The following is a 23,349-nucleotide window of genomic DNA, read 5'->3' as shown; positions in this document are numbered from 1 at the left end:
GATTCGGTAAAAAACCCGGTTTCTTTATTGGGAGTAGAGGCCCAGAAACCGGGTTTTTACGAGAAGACGCGCTGTAGGCGCAGATTCGGTAAAAAACCCGGTTTCTTGATTCGGAGTTCGTAAATCCTGTTTAATTAAACCGTTGTAGAGTTAATTTAGTTTCAAATTTGCTCAGGATTTATCCCCATTTCTCGTAGTTTTTCAGATAGGCGATCGGCTTTTTGCTGTGCTTGTTCCATCTGTCTTGACAACTCCACATAAGACAAAAATTTCAGTCCGTCGGGACGATAAATTTCCAAGTCTCCCGATGCAGTTTCAAAACGTATCTCCAAACGCGGACTTACCCAACCTTCTATTGATTCAATATAGTTGAGTTCTCCGTCACTTCGCACCCAACCCATTAACTCATTATCCTCTGGAGCATAGATATAATATTCTTCGACTCCATAATTCTCGTAGAACTTAAACAGCTTAAACATTTCTCCCAGTCGGTTGCCGGGGGAGATGATTTCAAAGACAACTTGCGGCGCAATATTATCTTCAAGCCACTGTTGGTAGGAACCTCTGTCGCCTTTTGGTCTGCCAAAAGCTACCATAATATCAGGTGCTTGGCGTGTTTTGTTATCTCCTTCGACGGGATACCACAGCAAGTCACCTGCTACAAAGACATTTTCGTTGTCTTTGAATAAAGCATCTATTCCGCCTTGAATTTTGACGATTAATTGGAACTGTTTGGTGTTGTCAGACATTGGTTTTCCGTCGCTGTCTGGGTAGATGATTTCTGGCAAGGTTTGAGTAGGAATTGTTGCGGTCATGGGATGACTCCATTGCTAGCAGCATCAATTTATATTTTATATCTATTTTATACGACTTACGCATTGAGCATAGAAACCGGGTTTTTATTGATATTGGTGCAACATCTCAGTTACAACCCTTTGATATACTGCCTGAATACAGGTGAAAGAGTGTAAAGACTTCCTTCTTTTTCTATCAAGCAGCGTCGCGATAAAGATTGCAGCGCGTTGAGTAAATCCGATGATGATAGTTGTCCTTTTTCTAGTAATTTTGCTATGTTGACTGGCTGGTTTTCCCTAGCCAACAAAGACATAACTTGTTTTTCTAGTTCGGAAGTGCGATCGAACTGCTTCTGTAAAACATCTTTCAAATCTTCCGGGAACAATATGGTATCATCTAGTAATAATTCTATCGCCCTGATTCCCAACTCTTCAATCAGATTCCCCACAGTTTTTTTTTACCATAACGGGTTGCCTTGGGAGAGGTGAATGAGTGCTTATTAGTTGTCGATTTATTCTAAGCCTTTATGTCTAATGTATATGAAATTTAGCCGATGGGGGACAAAGTTGAACATTTTTTGACTAGACAAACTTTTGATTTATAAGTATCATAATAATAATTCTGCAAATTAAGCGAGTTAGTGGGGGAGAGTTTTGGACATGCATTCTTGGTCACGTATTAAAAAGTTGGGCTAGTTAAGAGGTAGGTGGATGAATACTCTATTTTTAGATATGGAGTTTGGACCCATTTATGGTTCTAGTAGAGCAGACTTCTTTCCAACAGAAATTGGTGCGGTGATATATGATTTAAAGCGCAAGGAGCTTTTATTGGAAAGCAAAAAGTTTTCCTATGATGTAGACATAGTTGTCAGAAAAAATATTATCAATGACATTGGTAAAACTGTTGGATTCTCGGAAAGAGTTGCCAACATTGAAAGAGGAGAGTATCAGAAAATATTCGATCCTAGCTACCGCTTAGAAAACTCTGATAAAGTTCTCGCCAGAGAGCTACGGTCTAAATGCCTAAAGGAATTACGCGAATACATTCACAACCTGTTTAATAGGAATAAAGTTGACCAGATTGTATTGTTTGGTGGGAGGGAGGATCTCAGGCTTTTGAAAAGGGCAAAAGTCAATAAGTCGAATATTCAAGTCATTGACATACAACTTATTATTGAAAAAGAGATAGGCTATCTCTTTTCTCTCGATAAAATATCGTTGATTATCGGATTTTATGCTAAAAATAAATCCTTTGGCTCAAATAATTTTCAGTATAAATTTCCCTCAAAGTATAAATATCAGATCAAACCTCATCGAGCACTTGGAGATGCTTGCAGAATTTTCATGGTGTGCAACGAGTTTTTTGCTATTAAATCAGAGTTGGTGCAGCAATGTAATATGTACTGCGAAATTAATAAAATTCCTAAAGCAAACGTCAATAAGGTTGCTGAGTGACTACCCTCGCCGCATAAAAACCCCGTGGCAGTGGACGGTTGAAAGATATTGGTGTATTGCAGCAAATACCAAACAGCGCGATGATTCTACGAGTTGCGCGATCGCCCTTCACGCACAAAAGGGGAGCGCATGAAACCAATGCAGCAATTACATTATGATTGGTTGGGTGATCGAGTTGGGCTGATAAAAGGCTAATGGCAAGACTCTATTATCGAGGCATGGCAGAAGAAAACGGTAAACCCAAAATGGGACGCAACGCGAGGCTACTGGGAGTCAGACCCAGTATTGACATTGATGTTGAGCAAGTGCCCAAAGAGTGGTTGGATGAACAAGGTTATTTACTACCAGAAACAGAACGCAAGTCTTCAGAGGAGTCTGTCACTGTAGCCATTAGAAACACAAAAGGAATGTCTGTATCCCTCTCTATCGAAGGCTTACCACCATTCCGCAAACCCCCAAAATTTGGCGGAACAGGAAAAGATCCTCTTTGGCAGATTGACGACAGCAAGATCCTCGGAGATATTGAAGCTGTGCAAGATAGTCCAACTCATGTGAGTATTTTGCCAAGCGCTACAATGCTTTTAGAGAAATATGAAGCAGCCCTCGCCCAGACACAGAGCGAATGGGAAAAAGTTTGATAGTTTAATTTACTCAACGGGAGAACAGAAATGGCATGGGTGTTTAGCTTATCGGCTGAATGTGGCACAAAGCAATCGGAAGCACAGCAATTTGCTCAATATTTCAATGAAATTTCCTGGGTGATCTCAAACGGTAGACATTCCCAATGTCGGGCAGAAATTTTTCAGGACATAGAAGAAAATTGGTGGTGTCGAGTTTGTCCAAGTGGCATCAGTGAGATTGGCATTGACACTCCAGAAAGTGCTTATTTAATGACGGAAATAGGTATATTTCTGTATCAGAGTTTGCGGTTTGCTCCACCGTTTCGGTATGCTTTAGTTGGTATGGAAGTAGATGAGTTTAGAACCTACAGCGAATTGATTGAAGAGCCTGCCTTGGTTTTTCCTGGATTGGTTTTAGCTGAAGCTGTTTGGCAAGCAACGGGAGCATCTTCGGTTTTTCGATCGTTCAGTCTTGGATATGTTTGGAAGCCCTATGAAGGTGAAGTTTATAGACCACTACTAGCATCACCGGACTTAAAGAACAAGCTGGATGAATTGCTGAGCGTGGGGTAAATCCTTTTAGTGGAGACCTCGCCCCCCGCCTATCTAATTTACACCCAACAAACCCAATCAACTCAGTAGTCTTCGCGATCGCACCCTCAAATCTTTAGGCGGTTTTACTTGCCTTCTTCTTTTTTCGATAGCGCGATTCTGCTATTGTTTGTTTGGTAAACTCTATTTCCTCAAAATCGACCTGCATCACAGCCGTCTTAAACTCCAGCCCCAAAACACAGCTAATTTCAAGGAGTTCCATATAACTAGCACCTTGATAATCTTTCTTCTCGTGTTCCTTAAGGCGTTCAGGGTCCATATCCAACCTTTCTGCTAGTTCTTCCACGCTGATTTTTGCTGCCATTCGAGCTTTAATTAAAGCATCTGATAGTTTATTGAAATTCTCAACTACAAGTTCGATCGGCTTACTCTTGTCCCACGCCATCAATCGTTCATATTCTGCTATTTCTTCGTGCAACTGATCCAAATGGCGCTGAATCGAACCTCTACCAGCATCCCATTTGAGGAAGTCCTTTCTTTTTGCTTCTTCATCCCGCTCCATTGCTGCTAGAGTTTTGTTGAATTTTTGCACCCAATCTTTGCTGACTCCGTACTCAAATTCATTTTTAATCACGGTTCCCACCTCATTAAATCGAGCGCTATAATTCCTTTCTTGTTTTGCCCTCTGTCGCTTTGAAAAAATTCAAAGGAATTTTCTCCGTAATTGCCTACAGGTTCGTCTGAGGGAAAAATCTCCCCTCGATACTTAGCTTTTTGGGCATTTCGATCCTGATGATTGAACAATCTAGGAGCATTGATTCTCAGATACTCCCTGTCTACAGTTTCTCTATCGTAACAAGCATCAAAATCATTAGGTTTGTCTTTGCTGGTAACAAAACTACCATCAATATAGATAGTTCTAGCACCTGCCGCTTTTAACTGAGTCATTGCCAGTTTCAACCCCTTTATCATGTTCTTTCTGGGAACAGTCGTACCAAATCTTTCCTCAAACTCCTCCCATTCGCACCAATGAACTCCCCGTGGTAGATTGCCGTTTTCATCGAATTCTGGAATCACTTACTCACACCCGCGCCGCAAATTAGTTGTGCGAGTCGATCGTACCACAGCTACCATTATAAACAAACAAAAACCAGGTTGGTTCAAACAACCTGGTTTTTCAATATTCTTGCTGCATTTTCGACGCTCAAATTCCGGGCACGTAAGCCATAACTGGAGTACCTTGCTGCTGCTGCTGCGCGATTTCCAAAAGGCGTTGAATGCGCTCCTCTGTCGGCGGGTGAGTGCGGAAAAGTGACTGCAAACCTTTAGTCGAAAAAGGATTCACAATCAGCAGCGGCGACATCGCAGGATTGCCGTGCATCGGAATTTCATGACCCATTTTCTCTAATTTTTGCAGCGCGTTTGCTAAGCCGATCGGGTTATTGGTAATTTCCACTGCACCGCTGTCTGCTGCAAACTCCCTGGTTCGAGAAATCGCCAATTGAATTACGGTTGCTGATAGCGGTGCTAAAATGATTAAAAACAGCAAACCAAACGGATTCGCGCCTTGTCTGCTATCCCGCGTTACCGGGCCGTAAAGCGCTCCAAAAGTCAGAATTCGCCCGACAAATGTAATTGCGCCGGCAATTGTTCCTGCAACTGCTTGAGTGAGGGTGTCGCGGTTGCGGATGTGTGTCAGTTCGTGCGCTAAAACGCCTTCCAATTCTTCGCGGGAAAGCAGCTTGATGATGCCTTCAGTAACTGCTATTGTCGCGTGTTCCGGGTCTCTCCCTGTGGCGAATGCGTTGGGAGATTGAGTAGGAACTAGAAAAATTTTCGGCACCGGAATTTGGGCTTTTTCGCTCAGCGATGCTACCATATCGTAGATTTCTGGTGCTTCGCTGCGGGCGATCGGCTGAGCGCGGTAAGCCATTAACGCGGCCGTGTCGGAATAGTACCAAGAGCTAAAACTTGAGAAGGCGGCTAGCGCTAAACCGATGTAAAGTCCTTGCTCGTTGCCGATTAAATAATAACTTCCTAAAACGAGAAGGCCGCTTAGGAGTCCTAAGAGAGCGGCGGTTCTGAGTTGATTTGTTCCTAACATGGCGGGTTGAGGGCGATCGCTATTTTGATATTTTTGAGCTTCTAATTAGATTTTCATATTTGGGGGCGATCGCGCCTCTATCTGCCGAAATAACTGCTGTCGCCAATAGTAGTATTTCAAGTTTTCAGTCAGAAACTGGGAATGCCTCTGGAGGCTCTCTCGCCTGCTCTCAAGAGGGGGTAGAGCCGCAGGATATGACATTTCCAGACTCTGCTTGGAAACTAGATTAAACGAGATAGCCATTCTAAATACCCTGTGACTGCAATTACGGTATAATTGGTGAATATGACATAGTAAAAATTCCACATAAATCATGACTATCGATATAGAGATTTTTCAAACTCTCGTCAAGATGCCAGAATCTCTCAAACAAGAGATATTGCATTATGCAAAATATTTACTTGAAAAACACGCAAAAACTGAATCATCTCAAGAACAACTTGAACAACCTCATGGTTATGGTAGTTGGGCAGGTCAGATCGTTATGTCTGATGATTTCGATGAACCGCTGGAAGATTTAAAGGAATATATGTAACATGAACTTCCTTTTAGATACTCATGCCTTTCTGTGGTATTTGCTTGGCGATTCCAATCTAGGTAGTAAAGCAAAAGAAGCGATCGATACTAAAACAGGTTTGTATTTTAGTATTGCCAGCCTTTGGGAAATCTCTATTAAAATCAATGTCAGTAAGCTTCAACTGAATCGGCCATTTGAAGACCTGCCGAAGGAATTGCAATACATTAACGCTCAAATTCTACCAATTACATTTGAAGACACTGAGATTTACGCAGGTCTTCCTCTGCATCATCGAGATCCTTTCGATCGCATTCTGGTAGCACAGACGATGAATCATTCGCTGGTTTTGATTAGTCGTGATGAGGCTTTTGATGCTTATCCAATTCAGCGGGTGTGGTGATGAAGAAGGCAAAAATTTTATCAGTAAGCCCAGATAACAAAAGAGAATAGCCAGATACTCGACTTGTTTAAGAAGTCGGCTATCTGGCTATTAGGTAGAATTCTCCAACCCTAAACCGCTTGCACTTGCTTTTCCTCAACAGCAACAGGTTCTTGATATACAGTTTGAGACTCATTAGCCAAAAAGTCAGCCAATTGAGCTTCAATTTCATCCCGCACAATTTGGCGGTATTCCAGGAAATGCTCGTTGTGAGCACACACTGTTAAATAATGATCCCAAACAGCAGGATTGCGTTTGAGAATGCTGAACAAATGATGCCAAAACTTCCAGCGAGTTTTGCGCTTGACTCCCTGCCGCCAAACCACAGTTAGCAGTGCTCGCAAGTCTATCCAACTGGGAACTCTTGCAGGTATCTTTGCTGTGGGTGCGCCTAACATTAAGAAATGGCGATAAGTCCGGTCTAAATATTTCTCAGCATCGTACACTTCGCAGAAGGCCTCGACATATTCGCGGGCAATATCTTCGAGAGGCCGCGTCGGGATAAAGTTCATCAAGGTAGTCTGGTTGAGGTTGCCAGATTTGTCGCGCAACCGCCCTTCTTTTGCTAGTCTGTGGGACAATGCAGTATGCGGCAAAGCTTGCAGCATTCCAAAGGTTGTGCTCGGAATAGCTGCTGCTTCGGCAAACTTGACAATCCGCTGACCGGCACCGGGTTTTTCCCCGTCGAATCCGATGATAAATCCGGCCATTACTCGCAAACCGGATTTGGCGATTAACTCTACGGATTCGATCAGGGAATTGCGGGTATTTTGGAATTTCTTGGTCATTTGCAGGCTTTCTTCATCGGGAGTTTCAATCCCTAGAAACACTGCATTGAAATTGCAAGCAACCATCATGTCCATCAATTCTTGATCTTGGGCTAAATCGATGGATGCTTCTGTGTTGAAAGTAAACGGGAATTTGTGTTCTTCTTGCCAGACTTTTAAGTCTTTTAGCAACAGTTTGACGCTGCGTTTGTTGCCGATAAAGTTGTCGTCTACCATGAACACGCCGCGTCGCCAGCCCAAGTTGTAGAGACAGTCTAATTCTGCTATCAATTGTTGGGGGTTTTTGGTGCGGGGTTTGCGGCCGTAGAGGACGATGATATCGCAGAATTCGCACTGGAAAGGACAGCCTCGGGAAAATTGAATTGACATTGAGTCGTAGGCGTCTAATTCCAGCAAATCGAAGCGGGGGACTGGGGTTGTGGTAACATCGGGTTTTACGCCGTCCGATCGATAAATTCCGCTTTTTTCACCGCGCCCTATTGCTTCGACAAACATCGGCAAGGTGATTTCGCCTTCGTCGAGAATCAGGTAATCTATGCCCGCTGCTTGAGGTTCTTCGGGTACTGAAGTCGGGTAAGGGCCGCCGCAAGCTACGGATTTACCGCGCCGTTTTGCTTCGCGAATTATGTCTAGCAAATCTTCTTTTTGGACAATCATTGCCGAGAGAATAACGAGCTCTGCCCATTCCCATTCTGCTTCGGTGATTTGTCTGATGTTGCGATCGACTAACTTAAATTCCCATTCTTGGGGTAAAATAGCTGCTACCGTTACCAAACCCAGCGGTGGCAGCAGCACTTTACGATCGACTAATTCTAGGATTTTCTCGTAAGACCAAAATGTTTTCGGAAACAGCGGGTAAACTAAAAGAACTCGCATTATATGTTAAACCTCACCAAAAAACTGGGTCTGAAGCCCCGTCCTTATAGGACGGCTTTACATTGAATTAAATCCCCTTTCGGGGTCGGAGAGGGAATTTTATGCAACCTCTCCGATTTTTGGGGAATGGTTGCCCCAAACTCCCATTTCTGGGGTAAAGTTAGCTTCGACAAAGTTATAAAGGCTTGCGCCGGCTAGCAGCACTGTCGAGCGTGACCTTAAGACTGTTTAACCACTAGCGACAGAGCAAGGGACTAGCTTCGCATCAAGCGGGTGTCGTGACCTAAATAACGTAGCTATTTAAAGCTTAGTCTGGTCAGAATGGCCTGTTAGATTTCTCTTTCAAGCCTCACGCCTTTAGGCTGAGGTTTCTGACGTTAAGGCTAAAATTACGATCTTGCACTCGATCGAATATCTGGCGAGGGGTGACACCCCCTAAGACCAACAAAATGAGCGCAATTTTTAGCTTGCAGTTCCCTGTTAAAGTGTGCAAATGCTGATATCTTATCCTATTTGACCCTTAATTGACGATAATCGCATTTAAAAAGCATGGGACTAAGGCAAAAAAGAATTTGAAACACTAGACTTGAATAGCATAAAGAATTAGGGATGGGCTAGAAGCCCATCCCAAAAATTGTTTTTCTTGTGGGATGGGATTTGAGAAGCGCAAAAATAATTAGGGACGGGCTAGAAGCCCATCCCACAATCTTTCTTGTGGGATGGGCTTCTAGCCCGTCCGATTATTGGTGCGGAGTGTACGGACTAATTTGAATCTTTGCCTGGAATCCCGCTAGTTCTTAACATATCGGCAACTGTGCCGCAGTAACTCGGCATTCCTATGCTTTCGGGATTCACAAGATTTTGATAGGTAAAATGGCGGTAGCTGATGCAAAATCTATCCCAAGCAGCCACCTGAATTCGGAACAGCCAAATAAAGAAATCGGCTAGCCAAGGTGACAGAGTAATCCTAAAAAATATCTTTTTATTCAAATACTGGCAAGCTTGTTCTACCACTTCGTTAGCTGTAATCGCCGGATTTCCTAGCACAAAATGTCGCGGTTCCTCGGAAGCAGGCGGATGTTCAACTAAATAATTAACTACTTTAGCAATATCTGCGCCGTGGATGAAGTGAAAACTACCATCTGCCTTAAACCAGCGAATCAAACCAATCCATTTAGCCACAAGTGGCAGGCCCGATGACAAGTGAGAGACTGGTTTTTCGGCGTCTCCTCCCAATACTAATGTCGGGTAAAGTGCCGTAATGGGAGCCACATTTTTTAAGGCAGACAAATGCACCATGCAGTTGTATTTTGAGCTGATATAATCTGTCCCCAGTTCCCCGGCTTCTTTGAGCAAATTGTTGTCTCGACCCAGAATACTTGCTGTTGAGAAATAAATTACTTGTTGGCAAGTCTGTGGCGAAAGTAGTTGAATTAGCTGGAGAGTTTTGGTTACGTTAACATCAAAAACCTCTTGAGTTCCTCCCCAAGCAGTAGCTGCTACAATTGCTACATTTATTGTTTGGAGAAGTTCGGCAAATTGCTCGATATCTCGCATATCGCCTTGTAATATATGGATGCCGGGGCGGGCTTTCCAGTCGAATTTTAATTTTTCGGGGTTGCGAACTAAGAGGTAAAGTTCGTGGTTTGTTTCTTGAATCAAAGTTTCGGCCATGTAGTGACCGATACAGCCACTTGCACCCGTTATGAAAATTTTTTTGGCGTTCATTTTGCAGAAGGGGAAGGGGGGGACGGCAAGGGGGAGAATAGGGCTGTTTCATTCTCCTGCAATCTGCCAGGGGTTTCAACCCCTGGCTAATAGCAAAAGTCGGTTGAAACCGACTGAAGAGCACCATTGTTAATAAAGGGCTTTTTTGTGGCTGGGGGCGGGTTTATTTAACCTGTCTGCACTCTTTAAAGCTATTGGTGAACCCGCCCCTACGGGATGTTTTATTGGCAAGGGTGCTCTTCGGTGAGTTAAAACTGAGATCTTGCACCATTCTCAATTAGCCGTAGGGGCGGGTTCGCTAACAGCCTTAAAGCTTGCAAATAGGTTCTATAAACCCGCCCGACCCCACGAAAAATCCTCTTATTGATATTGCTGCAAGATGTCAGTTAAAACCGACTGAAATATTAATCTTTAGTCCTCTTAAGAGGACTTTAGCTATGAGACAGGGGTTGCAACCCCTGTCGGATTGTCGGACTCAAGCAGCAACTGCAAGCAATTTGTCGGCTTGTTTTGCCGTTTCAAAGAAGAAACGCACGTTGTCTTCGGGAGTTCCCGGTAACACGCCGTGTCCCAAGTTGAGGATGTGTCCGCGCGGGCCCGCTTTGCGAATTGTATCAAGAATTCGATCGCGAATAAACGGTTGAGAACCAAACAACACGCCCGGATCGAGATTTCCCTGAACGTTCATATTGGGGCCCAAACGTCGGCGCGCGTCGGCCATGTCAACCGTCCAATCGACGCTGATGATATCGGCGCCGGATGTTGTCATGCGTTCGAGGAGGCCGGCGCTACCGGTGACTAACAGAATTAGTGGGGTGTCGGGATGGGTTTTTTTGACTTGCTCAAACACCTGTTTCTGGTAAGGTAAAGCGAAGGTGTCGTAGTCTTGCGGAGACAGTTGCCCGGCCCAGGAGTCGAACATTTGCACTACTTGCGCGCCGCAGTCGATTTGATAGCGCACGTAAACGGCGATCGCATCTGCGAATTTTGAGAGCAACTGATGCAGTAAAGTTGGATCGGAAAATGCCATGTTTTTGATGATGGCATAATCCTTAGAACCTTTGCCCTCAACGGCATAGGCCGCCAGCGTCCACGGCGCGCCGACAAAGCCGAGCACGGTGGATTTGTTGCCGACTTCCTCGCGCAGGGATTTCAGGATTGTTTTGATAAACGGCAAGCTTTCTTCCGGGTTCAGGGGTTGCAGGTTGTCGATTTGCTGCTGAGTGCGGATGGGTGAGTGGATAATCGGGCCTTTGCCTTCGGCGATGTCCATGTCAATACCCAAACCGGGCATGGGTGTGACAATATCGGAAAACAGAATTACGCCGTCGGGTTGAAACGCGCGCCACGGCTGAAGGGAAACTTCGATCGCAACTTCGGGAATTTCGGAACGTTCGCGAAACGAGGGATACTTTTCTCGCAAATCTCGATAAGCCTTCATGTAGCGGCCGGCTTGACGCATCATCCACACGGGCGGGCGGTCTAGGGTTTCGCCGCGGGCTGCCCGCAACAACAAGGGAACTTCATTTAATGCCGACATTTTAACTTTTCTCTACCTTAGATATTTCAATGCCTTTGGTAGCTTACCACTGTGCGATCGTCCTTTTTGACAAAAAATTCATCTGTCAGCGGGGAGGGAGATGAGGGGAGTGGCTGAGTTCGATTTTGGGGAGTCGGAGTCAGGTTGGTTGCGAGGCTGGCGGTAAATTAGCTGAAATGACATTTTTGCGTCGTGAGCCTCGCAGCATTGCTGGGTAAGGGTTTCAGGGATTATTTGTGAGCGAACACAGGTTTGATTTCCATGAAAAATGCTTGAGCCTCGCAAATTGCCTCTGGACACTTTGCGCTGTAATAGGGTGTAAGATGGAGGTCTCCCCACTCGCTGGGGAAACTAATTGAATGGAAACATTACTTTTAGTTTCCCAATTCATAAATATTACCTCTTAAACTCCCCACTCGCTGGGGAAACTAATTGAATGGAAACTTAGAGTTTGGTCCATGTCCGCAACTAAAAGCATTGTGACTCCCCACTCGCTGGGGAAACTAATTGAATGGAAACTTAATAGGTAAAGTTGTAGATAAAGAAGATAACCTCCCCACTCGCTGGGGAAACTAATTGAATGGAAACCCAAACCCTACCAGATCCCGGATTTTAGTAGTTTGTACTCCCCACTCGCTGGGGAAACTAATTGAATGGAAACTTGACCTCAGCTACTTTTTTACTTACAAACCGAGCGCCGACTCCCCACTCGCTGGGGAAACTAATTAAATGGAAACGCAAAATTATCAGCAGTAAACCGATCGTCTGATGGATAATTTCTCCCCACTCGCTGGGGAAACTAATTGAATGGAAACTTGTTCGCCACGCGACGGAGACGTATTTTCCGGCAACCACTCCCCACTCGCTGGGGAAACTAATTGAATGGAAACTGAGAGGTGTCGAAGGAACTGTCGCCAGTCAGTATGTCCCCACTCGCTGGGGAAACTAATTGAATGGAAACAGCCACATAAGGCTCAGGACTAAGCGTATATCTAACCGAAGTCCCCACTCGTTGGGGAAACTAATTGAATCGAAAAAGTAGGGGCAATTCATGAATTGCTCCTACTTTTTCTTTGATCTACCCATGCCTAAGATAGGATGAAAAAAGTTCTACAAGACTTACGGAAGGGTGATTAGAAACCGGGTTTTTGCGAAATACTTCGTTACAGCCCACAAATTTGGTAAAAAACCCGGTTTCTTTGGTTTTGCGGATGAAGAAAGTTCTAGAAGGCAGAGTAGCGCTGGGAAGTTATTTATGCAAACAATCTTTTTTGTATATAAATCATCATTTTGGCTAGATTATCCAACACTTTGATTGCCTGATTTTCTAAATAAAAAAAGTTTTAAACGTCTATCATGACAGTCTATCGAAGACTCTATTTCTGAGCTAATATTGCATCGTAATCCCCATGAGTCCCTATCCAAAACCAGACAATTGGGGGTTTCGATGATGTTGTGCTATTGCTGGGCTGTCTCTCTTTTGAGTGCGAATTTCCTAATGCTAGTGCTGGCATTAATGACTAGGGCACTGGGAGCATCTCAATGAAAGCAGCCAGCTAGAAATTGGAGTTTTGAGGCTCTCTTGCTGCGGGGCAGAAGGCAGGAGGGAAGAGGAAGAAGGAAGGAGCCAGAAGAAGTATTTTGACGAATATGAGATACTCCCATACCACTGCGCTGTGGTTGACGGGAATGTTGATGAGTACGATCGGCTCTGATTACTTTCCGAAACCAGCCCAAGGAGGGGTGCTTTGTTTTTTGCTGGCGTTGTGTGCGATCGCGTATGCGGTTATTTGAGAGCCATGCTGGCTACATTTTTTCTGAGTCAGGATGCTGAGAGCGATCGAGCAGAAATAGCGGCTACACAATCAATTCAAGGTGTGGAAACAGAAAACTCCACTGCCAACAGAGGTTCAAGCCTGCTTTACTAAAAGGTTTAGACCTGTGAATTGCTAACCTTGGATTTGAGCATGAGGTCGATCGCTCTCGATGCGATAGTATAAAAAAGATTATGTCTGTCCAATTATAGATAATATTCTCATCTAAACTATTCCAAGCGAGAGAGGATATTTAAATTTATTAATTTTACTATAAAACTACTGTATAACCCCTCACGGCAAAAATATTTAGAATAATGACAAAAATAACCCGGATAAATTCATGAATGGGAATCAATAAAACCAACTTTCTCAAGCATAAACAAGCATAAACCTGATGTTTAAATGTTGTTCAAGAGCGCGGACAGTTTTTCTAGGTCTGAATGGCTTATTTACTAAATACTTTGAGCCACGGCGGATAATTAAATCAATGTCATCTCCCCTCCTGACTTGCATTTAAGTTGACTTTTTTATGCTTCTTGTTCTGTAAAGCTTGTAGTATCGTTCCCAAAACTGTCTACAGTATTTACTGTTAACCTAGTTCTGTTTATTACATTGACACGAGAAACTCATGGAAAACACATTGTTCGATCGCACATTCCGGGACAGCGAAGGCAAAATTGTTATAGCTCAGATGCCAAATCTACCACTGAGCGTGGGGATTGTAGCTAGTTTATTAACGCTCATAGTTACAACAGGTAAAATTAATTTAGGGTTGGAGCTAGTAGCCTTTGGCTCTTTGTTTACTTGGGCTTGGGAAGAATTATTTCAAGGCGTTAATTACTTTCGTAGAGCATTAGGTCTGATTGTGCTTGTTGGTCTAATGGCGTGGAAACTTCAATAAGTAGGTAAAAATCAATAAATCCTATCGACCATGACCTTACCTCAAAAATCTACGCAAACTCTTCTTTTGTTCTTGGCATGACTACTCAAGTTTCAGATGTACAGAGTAGCTCGCGCTGAGGCGATGAGCTTGATTGCTCTAGCATTCTCTCCTCTTTCTTGAATACCGCACTTGTAGGGAGTAGTATTAATATCATGGCGGGTTTAGTTCCTTAATCACAGCAAATTTCACCTTTATAAAGTACCCCCCAGAAGCCGAGTTTCAGCACGAAACTCGGCTTCCGGGGGGTACTTCACTTATATTATCGGGAAAGTCCTGTATAATGCTTTCTCAAGAGCCACTCATGCAGAAAATCAGAATCGATGTCGAACGAAGCGTCTGACCGTCTTAAAGAAAATGCTGAAAAAATTATGGGGATGTGGGAGAAGCGGGCGCGTGATGAAGTCGGTGCATCAACGCATCAAAATTCTCTTGTCTTGCAAGATTCCCTACCTCTGTACTTAAACCAACTGGTAGATGAACTCTCAAACAGAATTGTCAGGACACCTGCCCGAATCACAGCCGACGAGGTAGAAAGTACGCGGATTGGCAAGCTGCATGGGCATGAACGGGCGGGGTATGCTGACTACTCCATGACTCACCTCATTTTCGAGTATCACCTCCTCCGTCAAGTAATATTTCAAGTTTTAGAAGAAGAAGCACCTTTAGGAGTGCAGGATCGAGACATTATTATCGCCTCCATCGAGCAAGCCGTTAATGACGCAGCCACTCAATTCTCCGAAACGCTGCGAGATATTCAAGAATTATTTATGGTGACGTTAACTCACGACCTCAGAAATCCCATCAATGTCGTAAAAATGGGAACTCAACTAACTCTGCGGCGGCTTGAAACAGGAGACAGCCATAGGGATGTAGCGACGAGGATGCTCAGTGCGATCAATCGGCTGGATTCGATGATTCAAAATCTGCTAGATGCGAGTCGGCTGCGGGCAGGGCAGAGCTTAAAGATTGAATTTGAAGAATGCGATTTTGAGATGCTAGTCCAAGAGGTAGTAAACGATTTGAGATTCGCCTATGGAGAGCGGTTTATTGTGGTTTCTGACCCTGCTATCAGGACTTTTTGCAGCCGTAAAGAAATACGGCGGGTGATTGAAAATTTAGCAATTAACGCTGTGAAATATGGTGCGCCTAGTACGCCGATTACACTCACGCTCCAGCAAACCCAAACGCAGGTCAGCCTTACTATCCATAATGAAGGCAATCCGATCGCCATAGACGCTCAATCCATCCTATTTCAACAATTTCGTCGAACCATTTGTGCCCAGGAGCAAACCGGCTGGGGATTAGGATTATTTTTAGCAAAGAGTATTATTGAAGCCCATAAAGGGACACTTGCGGTTGAAAGTGCAGAGGGCAAGGGGACAAGCTTTATTATCACTTTACTAAAGGTTATTGTTTAGTTCGGGACATTAAGATTAACAATAAAAATAAGGGATAAAATAATGAATTCACAGTCAATATTTTCGCGCAAACCCACAGATAAGGTGTTTCATCACACACACTGTAAATTACAGAATTAATAAGCCGTCAAGATGCGAAACACAGCCTGAGCGAGTACGCTTGGATCGATATGTATAGCAATCCTAAATGATTCAGATAAATTTGTAGGGGTAGTGCTAAGAGTGCCTACCCCCTATCTATCGGGCAACCGGGCGTGGGATTGCCCCTACAATAATTATGCAAATGATTTAGGATTGATATATATGAGCTTACGCATCAATTAGCAGCCAGTCAAGATCGAGTTGAATTGTGTGGAGTAGGTCTACCAGAAACTCAGTCAAACTCCGGCGTAAAACTCACTAATTTAGCTGAACCCGAACAGCGACTCTGGGAACGGCTTTGGTTGATTCGCTCCAATTTTTGGCATAGTAAATATGCCAAACCTGATGCAATTAATCTACATTTTTCACTATAGCAATCCTAAATGATTCAGATAAATTTGTAGGGGTAGTGCTACCCCTACTCCCCGTGCCTACCCCCTATCTATCGGGCAACCACGGGGAGTAGGGGTCGGATTGCCCCTACAATAATTATGAGAATGATTTAGGATTGCTATATATAGTTTTCCTATTTTGCAAGTTTTACCACTACAGATAGTTTCACACTTGAAAAATCGCGTAATTCCTGTAGAATATATGGAAAACTTGTCCGGTTAAAAAACAGATGAAAATACTATTTTTCGACCAGAGCGGTAAGCCTGGTAGCGCAGAGCTTTGCCTAATAAATATTGCCAAACCCTATCGAGATAGCTGTCTAGTTGGCTTATTTGTAGATGGTTCTTTTAAGCCATTATTAGAGCAACAGCAAATTCCCGTTGAGGTGTTAGCGAATGAAGCGATAAAAGTTCGTAAAGAAAGCAGCTTGAGCCAGAGTTTAAGTAGTGTAACCGCGCTACTCCTTTGATTGCTAAAGTTGTTCCAAAAGCTCGTCAATAGGATTTGATCTACGCCAACACGCAAAAAGCTTTAGTGGTGGGTGCATTAGCTAGCTTTTTGAGTCGTCGCCCTCTCGTGTATCATTTGCATGACATTTTATCTACAGGCTATTTCAGCCCAACTAACTTAAAAGTAGCTGTAACTTTGGCTAATCCCTTTGCACCATTGGTTATTGCTAACTCCAAAGCAAGTCAGGCTGCTTTCCTCGAAGCAGGAGGACGCTCGGACATAATCGATGTCGTCTACAATGGCTTTGAACCTGAAGTCTATCAGAGCGCTCTAAAATTAGCCAACTCAAGACACAGCTAGAACTTGATGGGCAATTTATCGTAGGTCATTTCAGCCGATTGTCACCTTGGAAAGGTCAACATATTTTAATTGAAGCACTTACCTACTGTCCCAAAAATGTAACAGCTATTTTAGTGGGTGATGGGCTCTTGGGCGAGCAGGATTCTGTCCAAGCAATTACACAAACAAGTGGCAGAATTAGGACTTAAAAATCGAGTTAAGTTTTTAGGCTTTCGTTCAGAGATTCCGCAGTTAATGGCAATTTGTGATTTAGTTGCACATACCTCAAACGCACCCGAACCTTTTGGCCGAGTTATTGTCGAGGCTATGCTGTGTGGTAGACCTATAGTTGCTGCTCAATCTGGATGGGCTATTGAATTAATAGAACCGGGCATCAATGGCTTTTTGGTTCCTCCCGGCAAGCCAGACCAACTCGCAGAAGTTATTAATACCTGTCATAACCAACCTGAGTATAACATCGCGATCGCCCAATCGGCCTACTATATGGCTAGTCGGCGTTTTCACCAGACCAATATCGATCGGCAGATTGCGGAGTTGCTGAGCAGCACTTTTAGCTGAGTTGTCCCAATATCTTATGAGTTATCAGCGATTTTTACCAAAGTCTAATAACCTCATGTTCGCTCCTTTTTACGGATTTATAAGTGCGAAATTTTGCCTATTTTCGCTCGATCGCCTCGCCGCATCTGCCACCTTCAAAGCGTACAAACTACTGGCATTATCCACGTACAAAGGCGTACCTTTTAACAAAAATTCCAACACCATATCGGTGTCTTTGGCAAACAAACCGCGCCGCGTTCCTACTTTGAGGTTGCGCCGATTTTCTCCCTGAATTAATTGACCGGATTCGGGAGTAAAAACCAGCGTTCCTTCTTCACCGTAGATAGTAAAAATGTTTTCAGACTGCCAAAAAGTCTCTCCTTTTCCATAAACAGCTTCAGCGACAAGGCCATTGGCAAAGCGCAACTGTGCATTGCACAAACAAGCTTTGTAGAAATCCGGCTGACTGTCCCAAAATTGAGCTTGACAGTTAACGCTTGCCACTTCCCCGAACAAATCAGTAAATCGGTGCAGTCGCGAAATTGCACCAACTAACGGAAAGCCAAAGAGGGAATGTTGATAAGTCCACCGCTGCGGCGCTGGGTGTTGAGGACTCATAGTAATGTAGCGGGCGTAAAAAACTTTACCGACTAATGGCAAAGATTCTTTGATGGCTTGGTGCAAACCGCCTAACAGTTCGATGTGTTCGATGTGGAGGAGTTTTTGCTTTTGGGCGGCAAGTTCGATCGCCCTTTCTGCTTCAGATACGTTTAAAGATAGAGGATATTCCACCACAACGTGCTTGTTACTTTCTAGCGCCGCCAGGACGATCGCCCCGTGATCCCGGTTCACGGTACAGACGATTACCAAATCTAAATCGTCTCTTTCTACTAGCTTGCGCCAGGAAACCGCAGCTTCTGCCCCGAAGCCTTGACAAAATGCTGCGGTTTTATCCGGGGAGTGGCCCGCAACTGCTACCAAGTTCGATCGCCCATCAGCTTGAATTGTCTCGGCCCTCAACTTAGCGGCAAAACCAGTACCCACAATCCCCACGCGAATTGGAGAATTAACCGAAAAACCAAAGCGAGTATCAATATTAGTCATGGGATTTGAGATTTAAGATTTTAGATAGTTACAGACTTGCGCTGCAGGGGTTTAGGGTTTTATCGCCCCGATTTTAAGCTGTGGTTGTGGTGCGATTTATTCGATCGAGCCTTCAACACCCAAGTCTTGATGCGATTCTAACTATACATTTCAACGCCGGCGGGGACTTGCCTTGCAGCCAGTCTTGCTGAAACTCGATCGACACACCGCATACCAACAACCCGGTTTTTGTGCTGTAGGGCTCAAAATATGATTTTTCCTAGAAACCCGGTGGTTTAGCGCAAGTCTTGCGGCAACAGTATCACAAGGCTGAACCCAACATAGGTATAAGTAATCAAGATGAAATTAGAAAAAGTTATAACTAATCCCATTCAAATTTTTTGTAAATAAGTGTTGCAACCTTGCTTCTTTCCCCTACTATCATAGAGGGAACAAACCTAAGAGCTCACCTCAAAGCTAATAGAGCCTTGAAGGTTGCATTAGGAAAAATTATCAATTTTGTTGAATTTTTGAGAGGATTTAGTGCATGGCAACTTACAAAGTTACCCTCGTCAGCGAAGCCGAAGGACTTAACCAGACCATTGAGGTTGATGAAGATACTTACATTCTCGATGCTGCTGAAGAAGCAGGACTCGACCTCCCCTACTCTTGTCGCGCTGGAGCTTGCTCCACCTGCGCCGGCAAACTCATATCAGGCACAATTGACCAATCCGACCAATCTTTCTTGGACGACGACCAAATCGAGGCCGGAATGATCCTCACCTGCGTCGCCTATGCCAAGTCTGACTGTACCATAGAAACTCACAAAGAAGAAGAGCTCTACTAAGAAAGGACGCTCTGCGTGATACCCTAAGAAACCCGGTTGCTCGTTTCCAGAATTAAGCTGAAATACGGCAATTATGTTAAGAAACCGGGTTTCTGTATCTAAGACTGAAACAATCCCCCAGGAGCAATTACTAGGATGATATTTTCCTAGACTTTTACTTAATACTCATGACAATTGGTGTAGACTGAAGTAGCCTGCATAACACCATCAGTAATGATGACTTGGACTTTCTCTCACTTCTCTCAAGCTTTGGCGTGAGAGCATCTCTGTAATCCTTGCGGTTCGAGGTTGGTCAAAACCAGTGAAGAATACACCTCCTTGATTTGTGCAAAATACGGTTAGAGCCATAAAAGTTAGGTGGATCTAAACTTTTTAAAGACCCCAACTGTGGTTAGAAAACACCCCGTTTGAGTAGCGCTTTAGGGATTTTCCTTAAAGCTTTGTGGGATACCACCATGCTCTGGGACCTGTCTGATGAGTGTGCTATATTTGGATTCTCTCAGGTTGTCGGAGATTGTCTGGATTAAAAGTATCAGTCTGTCACTCCCAGCTAGAAATTCGTAACTCTTTGAGCAGATAGCTGACCAAATAATTTTAGATTTTAGATGGCAGATTTTAGATTAACTGTGAAACCAATCTAGAATCCCAAGTCTAAAATCTAAAAGTTTTACGACTGATATTTAGTCTCGCGTTGCGCGGACTTTGTTTGTGTAGTGCCGATGATTTAAATCGCCGAGTTTAGTAGGTATAAGTAATAAAGATGAAATTAAAAAAAGTGATAACTAATCCCATTCAAATTTTTTGTAAATGAGTGTTGCAACCGGGCTTCTATCCCCTACTATCATAGAGGGAACGAACCTAATGCCTAACCTCAAAGCTCATAGAGCCTTGAAGGTTGCATTAGGAAAAATTATCAATCTTGTTGAATTTTTGAGAGGATTTAGTGCATGGCAACTTACAAAGTTACCCTCATCAGCGAAGCCGAAGGACTTAACCAGACCATTGACGTTGATGAAGATACTTACATTCTCGATGCTGCTGAAGAAGCAGGACTTGACCTCCCCTACTCTTGCCGCGCTGGAGCTTGCTCCACCTGCGCCGGCAAAATCATATCAGGCACTGTTGACCAATCCGACCAATCTTTCTTGGACGACGACCAAATCGAGGCCGGAATGATCCTCACCTGCGTCGCCTATCCCCAGTCTGACTGTACGATAGAAACTCACAAAGAAGAAGAGCTGTACTAAAAAGGGGGCCGTCAGTCATCTGCTCTAACTCCAAGCTATTGATTAATAGCAGTTTGAGGCGATAGCTGACCGAATAATTTTAGATTTTAGATAGCAGATTTTAGTTAACTCGTAAAATCCTGTCTAGAATCTAAAATCTAAAATCTCAAAATTTTAGGGCTTGCGCTAAAGATTCGGAAAAATCCGGCATTGAGATTGCATTGCTCCTGCTTGCATTCGATAGTTTTTACGCAAGTCCTCACTGAATTTTGGGAGTTTAATTTTATGGTTGCCAAAATGTAATGTTATCGCTGAGCGGCACAACTTGAGCGCCGGGAAAATAAAAGCCCAGAATTTGAGATCCATTCCAGCCCAAATTAGCCAAATTGTAAGAACCAGTCTGACTCATTCCCACCCCGTGCCCGAAACCACCTCCGACAAAAGCATAACCATTGAGAGTTTTGTCGGGATTGTAAATTGGTTCTAGGTAAAAAAGCGTGCTAATCGGCGGGTAAAAAGCATTGCGAATCTCGTCTTTGTCGATATCAATCGGGCCCAAGTCAGTTTGAACCTTCATTTTCAAAACTCGACCAGCGGGCGACCTTTCTGTCACTTCCACCTGAGTGACAGTTTTCAAATTAGCCAGCGGGTGCTGTTTCTTCTGAAGATACTGTTTGAGAAATCCACCAATTGCCGTCAAAGAAGCGGGTTCGCGCCACCGAAAAGTGTCTTCTTTTTCCTCATTAAACCCTTTTTCCAAACTGATAAAGCGGCGGAAATTGTTTTCGTCCGATAAACTCTGCTTGGACAAATCCCACACCTTATTAGGGGAATCGACGATCGATCGCAAATATGGACGTTCCGCGCCCTGCCACACATCGTTAAAAGAGGCTGTCACGCCGCCGCTAGACGCGGAATAAAGCGCGTCTACTAGCTGATTTTCGTAAGTTAGCACCAAACCGCTCGTTTGGGCGATCGCCTTATCACTTTGCGGGTAAACCTCGGTCAAACCCTTATAAACTTGACAGTTAACATCAGCGCACAACTCATAATTATCCACAGCAAACCGGCGCAAATTTCTCAGGGCGTAGGTTCTCGCCAAAATAGTTTGAGCGACAATCGCAGCGTAAGGCGAAAAAGCCCCTATTTCGTGAGGAACAACACCCCGCAAATAAGTCTCGGTCAGCACTTTATTCACCAAAGTATAAGTGCCGTAAGAATTTTTTTGCAGGTGCAAACTGCCGCCATAACGGTGAGTTTGTTGAATTGCTTTTTCTGGTTCAGTAGCTGTGGCCTCTTGGGTGGTTTGTTCCAATACCTCAATTACATTTTTCCCCGCCGTCACATCCAACTCATGGCGGTTGAAACGAAAGCCGTTTAAAACCCAAAATGCCTGGGGTACTTGTTTAAAAACTTTGGAATCCAAAAAAGCTGTTGTGTTCCCTTGAGCTTGCAAACTTTGCAACAGCCAGCGCCGCACCAAAGGAGAGTTGTAAGTATCTCTTTTCGCCCAAACTTGCCAGCGAAAAGGTTGAGCAATTTCTACATCAATTCCCTGGGCGCGCCACTGATTGGCGCTATCTTCTGCACTCTCGAAACTGCGGTGGGAGCTCAGAACAACTCGTTCTTCTACTAAGGGCGCTTCCAGCGGTTTCGGGGCTATTTCTAACTTGACGCTAGCAGCCGTTTTGGTTTCTATGCCTTGAGGAGTTTTGTAACTCAATGTTAAGCTGTCGCCCGGTAATGCTTTCAGCGTCAGTTTGTCGGTTGCTTTGGTGCCAAACCGCTGCACTACGCCGATTTTGATGGGTCTATTTTGGGGATTTTGGGCGTATCCCGCAGCGCTGAAAAGGGGCAACAGGCACAATGCGGTGAAAACAGTCCTAGATATGCAGCTAAACCATTTGTAATTGGGAGTTGGAGGTGCTTGAGCGGACACAGTTATCTATCTCCCGATAGTTGAAATTTGGGGATTTTTGATTGTACGTTAGCACATTTGGCGGCTGCTATAGGGGAATTGCTGAAGATAAGCTGGTTTGGTTCGTTAAACCGATAGTCCGACAGGGGTTGAAACCCCTGCCTCAAAGCGAAAGTCCTCTAAAAGAGGACTAATGAATTATTCAGTCCTCTTTGAGAGGACTTTCGCTATTAGACAGGGAATTCATTCCCTGGCGGACTGCCGGGTGGGCGGGAGGACTGGCGGACAAAAAGCTTAAGTTGACACGGCTTGGGCACTGGCGGTGTCCTGGCTGTGGGTAATATTAATTCCGATGCTACCGGATGTGATATGAAATGCAGCAATTGCAAAAGTTGCGATCGCTTGACATTCTGTTACACGGTCAGGTTTATTTGCACCTACCGACTGATTGGCTAATCATTTTTTCTGAGCACTAATCTCATCGCACAGGTGTTTCTCGCTTTCCTCAGCATTATTTTGCAAATAGTCGCGCAGCCAATCGCAGCCTTGCACCAGCATTTCATCTAAACTTCTGATTTGCCACAACCGGGCTGTCTTGTCATTTGATGCCGTAGCAATGTATTTGCCGTCTGGACTAAAACTGACACTTGATACCTCATCTTGATGTCCTTTAAATTCCTGTATCAACTTACTTGTTAAATCCCACAACCGTGCTGTATTGTCCAATGATGCCGTAGCAATGTATTTGCCGTCTGGACTAAAACTGACACTTGATACCTCATCTTGATGTCCTTTAAATTCCT

26 protein-coding genes and 1 CRISPR repeat array are annotated in these 23,349 nt (G+C 44.1%); of the genes, 15 read left to right on the top strand and 11 right to left on the bottom strand.

The genetic code is table 11. The features are described 5' to 3' along the window. Nucleotides 1–161: 161 nt before the first annotated feature. Together QUB12_RS18940 and QUB12_RS18935 are read right to left on the bottom strand one after the other, a co-directional pair. Nucleotides 162–815: a Uma2 family endonuclease gene (locus QUB12_RS18940; RefSeq protein WP_333105033.1), complete on the bottom strand. Its 654-nt coding sequence runs from the start codon at nt 813–815 to the stop codon at nt 162–164. Nucleotides 816–925: 110 nt separating this feature from the next. After that, nucleotides 926–1,243 carry a hypothetical protein gene (locus QUB12_RS18935; RefSeq protein ID WP_333144134.1) on the bottom strand — a complete coding sequence of 106 codons (318 nt, stop codon included), beginning with the start codon at nt 1,241–1,243 and terminating at the stop codon, nt 926–928. A 262-nt stretch (nt 1,244–1,505) separates the two neighbouring features. On the opposite strand from QUB12_RS18935, the gene QUB12_RS18930 reads away from it, so the two are divergent. The 3 genes from QUB12_RS18930 to QUB12_RS18920 all read left to right on the top strand — a co-directional run bounded on the left by QUB12_RS18930 (nt 1,506) and on the right by QUB12_RS18920 (nt 3,442). Then, entirely contained in the window at nt 1,506–2,249 is a 744-nt protein-coding gene (locus tag QUB12_RS18930; protein ID WP_333307978.1) for a hypothetical protein, read from the top strand. Between the two features lie 194 nt (nt 2,250–2,443). Next, entirely contained in the window at nt 2,444–2,887 is a 444-nt protein-coding gene (locus QUB12_RS18925; RefSeq protein ID WP_333144136.1) for a Tse2 family ADP-ribosyltransferase toxin, read from the top strand. A gap of 30 nt (nt 2,888–2,917) precedes the next feature. Continuing rightward, nucleotides 2,918–3,442, top strand: coding sequence for a hypothetical protein (locus tag QUB12_RS18920; protein WP_333144137.1), 525 nt, complete (start codon nt 2,918–2,920; stop codon nt 3,440–3,442). 94 nt (nt 3,443–3,536) lie between these two features. Here QUB12_RS18920 and QUB12_RS18915 read toward each other — a convergent pair whose 3' ends face one another. The 3 genes from QUB12_RS18915 to QUB12_RS18905 all read right to left on the bottom strand — a co-directional run bounded on the left by QUB12_RS18915 (nt 3,537) and on the right by QUB12_RS18905 (nt 5,525). Next, nucleotides 3,537–4,055, bottom strand: coding sequence for a DNA-binding protein (locus QUB12_RS18915; protein WP_333144138.1), 519 nt, complete (start codon nt 4,053–4,055; stop codon nt 3,537–3,539). After that, a complete protein-coding gene (locus QUB12_RS18910) occupies nt 4,052–4,498 on the bottom strand; it encodes a DUF6932 family protein (RefSeq protein ID WP_333267386.1) in 447 nt (148 codons plus the stop codon). The genes QUB12_RS18915 and QUB12_RS18910 overlap by 4 nt, the downstream gene beginning before the upstream one ends. Before the next feature lie 127 nt (nt 4,499–4,625). Beyond that, the gene (locus QUB12_RS18905) at nt 4,626–5,525 is read right to left on the bottom strand and encodes a M48 family metalloprotease (protein WP_333307976.1); all 900 of its coding nucleotides are present in this window, start codon (nt 5,523–5,525) and stop codon (nt 4,626–4,628) included. Between QUB12_RS18905 and QUB12_RS18900 the strand changes: the two genes are divergently transcribed. The 3 genes from QUB12_RS18900 (at nt 5,513) to QUB12_RS18890 (ending at nt 6,442) form a co-directional block, all read left to right on the top strand. Next, nucleotides 5,513–5,755 (top strand): hypothetical protein, encoded by a 243-nt coding sequence (locus tag QUB12_RS18900; RefSeq protein ID WP_333144141.1) that lies wholly within the window; start codon nt 5,513–5,515, stop codon nt 5,753–5,755. The genes QUB12_RS18905 and QUB12_RS18900 overlap by 13 nt on opposite strands. 83 nt (nt 5,756–5,838) lie before the next feature. Next, nucleotides 5,839–6,060: a type II toxin-antitoxin system VapB family antitoxin gene (vapB, locus tag QUB12_RS18895; protein WP_333144142.1), complete on the top strand. Its 222-nt coding sequence runs from the start codon at nt 5,839–5,841 to the stop codon at nt 6,058–6,060. A gap of 1 nt (nt 6,061) precedes the next feature. After that, a complete protein-coding gene (locus QUB12_RS18890; protein ID WP_333144143.1) occupies nt 6,062–6,442 on the top strand; it encodes a type II toxin-antitoxin system VapC family toxin in 381 nt (126 codons plus the stop codon). 110 nt (nt 6,443–6,552) lie between these two features. Here the strand turns inward: QUB12_RS18890 and QUB12_RS18885 are convergent, their stop codons facing one another. The 3 genes from QUB12_RS18885 to hemE all read right to left on the bottom strand — a co-directional run bounded on the left by QUB12_RS18885 (nt 6,553) and on the right by hemE (nt 11,413). Continuing rightward, on the bottom strand, nt 6,553–8,145 hold the full coding sequence (locus QUB12_RS18885) for a B12-binding domain-containing radical SAM protein (protein WP_333307974.1): 1,593 nt from the start codon (nt 8,143–8,145) through the stop codon (nt 6,553–6,555). A 762-nt stretch (nt 8,146–8,907) separates the two neighbouring features. Continuing rightward, complete coding sequence (locus tag QUB12_RS18880; protein WP_333144145.1) at nt 8,908–9,873, bottom strand: NAD(P)-dependent oxidoreductase; 966 nt, start codon at nt 9,871–9,873, stop codon at nt 8,908–8,910. Nucleotides 9,874–10,348: 475 nt separating this feature from the next. Next, nucleotides 10,349–11,413, bottom strand: coding sequence for a uroporphyrinogen decarboxylase (gene hemE, locus QUB12_RS18875; protein WP_333144146.1), 1,065 nt, complete (start codon nt 11,411–11,413; stop codon nt 10,349–10,351). Nucleotides 11,414–11,744: 331 nt separating this feature from the next. After that, nucleotides 11,745–12,450: direct repeats of the CRISPR family, unit length 36 nt; unit sequence CTCCCCACTCGCTGGGGAAACTAATTGAATGGAAAC. A 534-nt stretch (nt 12,451–12,984) separates the two neighbouring features. Between hemE and QUB12_RS18870 the strand changes: the two genes are divergently transcribed. The 7 genes from QUB12_RS18870 to QUB12_RS18840 all read left to right on the top strand — a co-directional run bounded on the left by QUB12_RS18870 (nt 12,985) and on the right by QUB12_RS18840 (nt 17,493). Beyond that, the gene (locus tag QUB12_RS18870) at nt 12,985–13,128 is read left to right on the top strand and encodes a hypothetical protein (RefSeq protein ID WP_333307972.1); all 144 of its coding nucleotides are present in this window, start codon (nt 12,985–12,987) and stop codon (nt 13,126–13,128) included. 33 nt (nt 13,129–13,161) lie between these two features. Further along, nucleotides 13,162–13,341, top strand: coding sequence for a hypothetical protein (locus tag QUB12_RS18865; protein WP_333307971.1), 180 nt, complete (start codon nt 13,162–13,164; stop codon nt 13,339–13,341). A 517-nt stretch (nt 13,342–13,858) separates the two neighbouring features. Next, nucleotides 13,859–14,131 (top strand): hypothetical protein, encoded by a 273-nt coding sequence (locus tag QUB12_RS18860; protein WP_333307969.1) that lies wholly within the window; start codon nt 13,859–13,861, stop codon nt 14,129–14,131. A 362-nt stretch (nt 14,132–14,493) separates the two neighbouring features. After that, on the top strand, nt 14,494–15,591 hold the full coding sequence (locus tag QUB12_RS18855) for a HAMP domain-containing sensor histidine kinase (RefSeq protein WP_333307967.1): 1,098 nt from the start codon (nt 14,494–14,496) through the stop codon (nt 15,589–15,591). A gap of 763 nt (nt 15,592–16,354) precedes the next feature. Continuing rightward, nucleotides 16,355–16,594 carry a hypothetical protein gene (locus tag QUB12_RS18850; protein ID WP_333144151.1) on the top strand — a complete coding sequence of 80 codons (240 nt, stop codon included), beginning with the start codon at nt 16,355–16,357 and terminating at the stop codon, nt 16,592–16,594. A gap of 35 nt (nt 16,595–16,629) precedes the next feature. Then, entirely contained in the window at nt 16,630–16,935 is a 306-nt protein-coding gene (locus QUB12_RS18845) for a glycosyltransferase (protein WP_333144152.1), read from the top strand. Between the two features lie 168 nt (nt 16,936–17,103). Then, a complete protein-coding gene (locus tag QUB12_RS18840) occupies nt 17,104–17,493 on the top strand; it encodes a glycosyltransferase (protein ID WP_333144153.1) in 390 nt (129 codons plus the stop codon). A 69-nt stretch (nt 17,494–17,562) separates the two neighbouring features. Here the strand turns inward: QUB12_RS18840 and QUB12_RS18835 are convergent, their stop codons facing one another. After that, nucleotides 17,563–18,576, bottom strand: coding sequence for a Gfo/Idh/MocA family oxidoreductase (locus QUB12_RS18835; protein ID WP_333144154.1), 1,014 nt, complete (start codon nt 18,574–18,576; stop codon nt 17,563–17,565). 526 nt (nt 18,577–19,102) lie between these two features. Here QUB12_RS18835 and QUB12_RS18830 point away from each other — a divergent pair. Beyond that, a complete protein-coding gene (locus QUB12_RS18830; RefSeq protein ID WP_333144155.1) occupies nt 19,103–19,402 on the top strand; it encodes a ferredoxin in 300 nt (99 codons plus the stop codon). A gap of 947 nt (nt 19,403–20,349) precedes the next feature. Then, nucleotides 20,350–20,649, top strand: a complete 300-nt coding sequence (locus QUB12_RS18825) for a ferredoxin (protein WP_333109645.1) — start codon at nt 20,350–20,352, stop codon at nt 20,647–20,649. A 262-nt stretch (nt 20,650–20,911) separates the two neighbouring features. Here the strand turns inward: QUB12_RS18825 and QUB12_RS18820 are convergent, their stop codons facing one another. After that, nucleotides 20,912–22,567 carry a SpoIID/LytB domain-containing protein gene (locus QUB12_RS18820; RefSeq protein ID WP_333144156.1) on the bottom strand — a complete coding sequence of 552 codons (1,656 nt, stop codon included), beginning with the start codon at nt 22,565–22,567 and terminating at the stop codon, nt 20,912–20,914. Nucleotides 22,568–23,002: 435 nt separating this feature from the next. Beyond that, on the bottom strand, nt 23,003–23,349 hold a 347-nt coding region (locus tag QUB12_RS18815), incomplete at its 5' end, for a WD40 repeat domain-containing protein (protein ID WP_445252127.1).

The sequence above is a fragment of the Microcoleus sp. B7-D4 genome (assembly GCF_036705125.1).
In the GTDB taxonomy this organism is placed as follows: Bacteria; Cyanobacteriota; Cyanobacteriia; order Cyanobacteriales; family Microcoleaceae; genus Microcoleus.
Note: the sequence above shows the minus strand (reverse complement) of the source record. Positions and strands in the feature narration are given on the sequence as shown.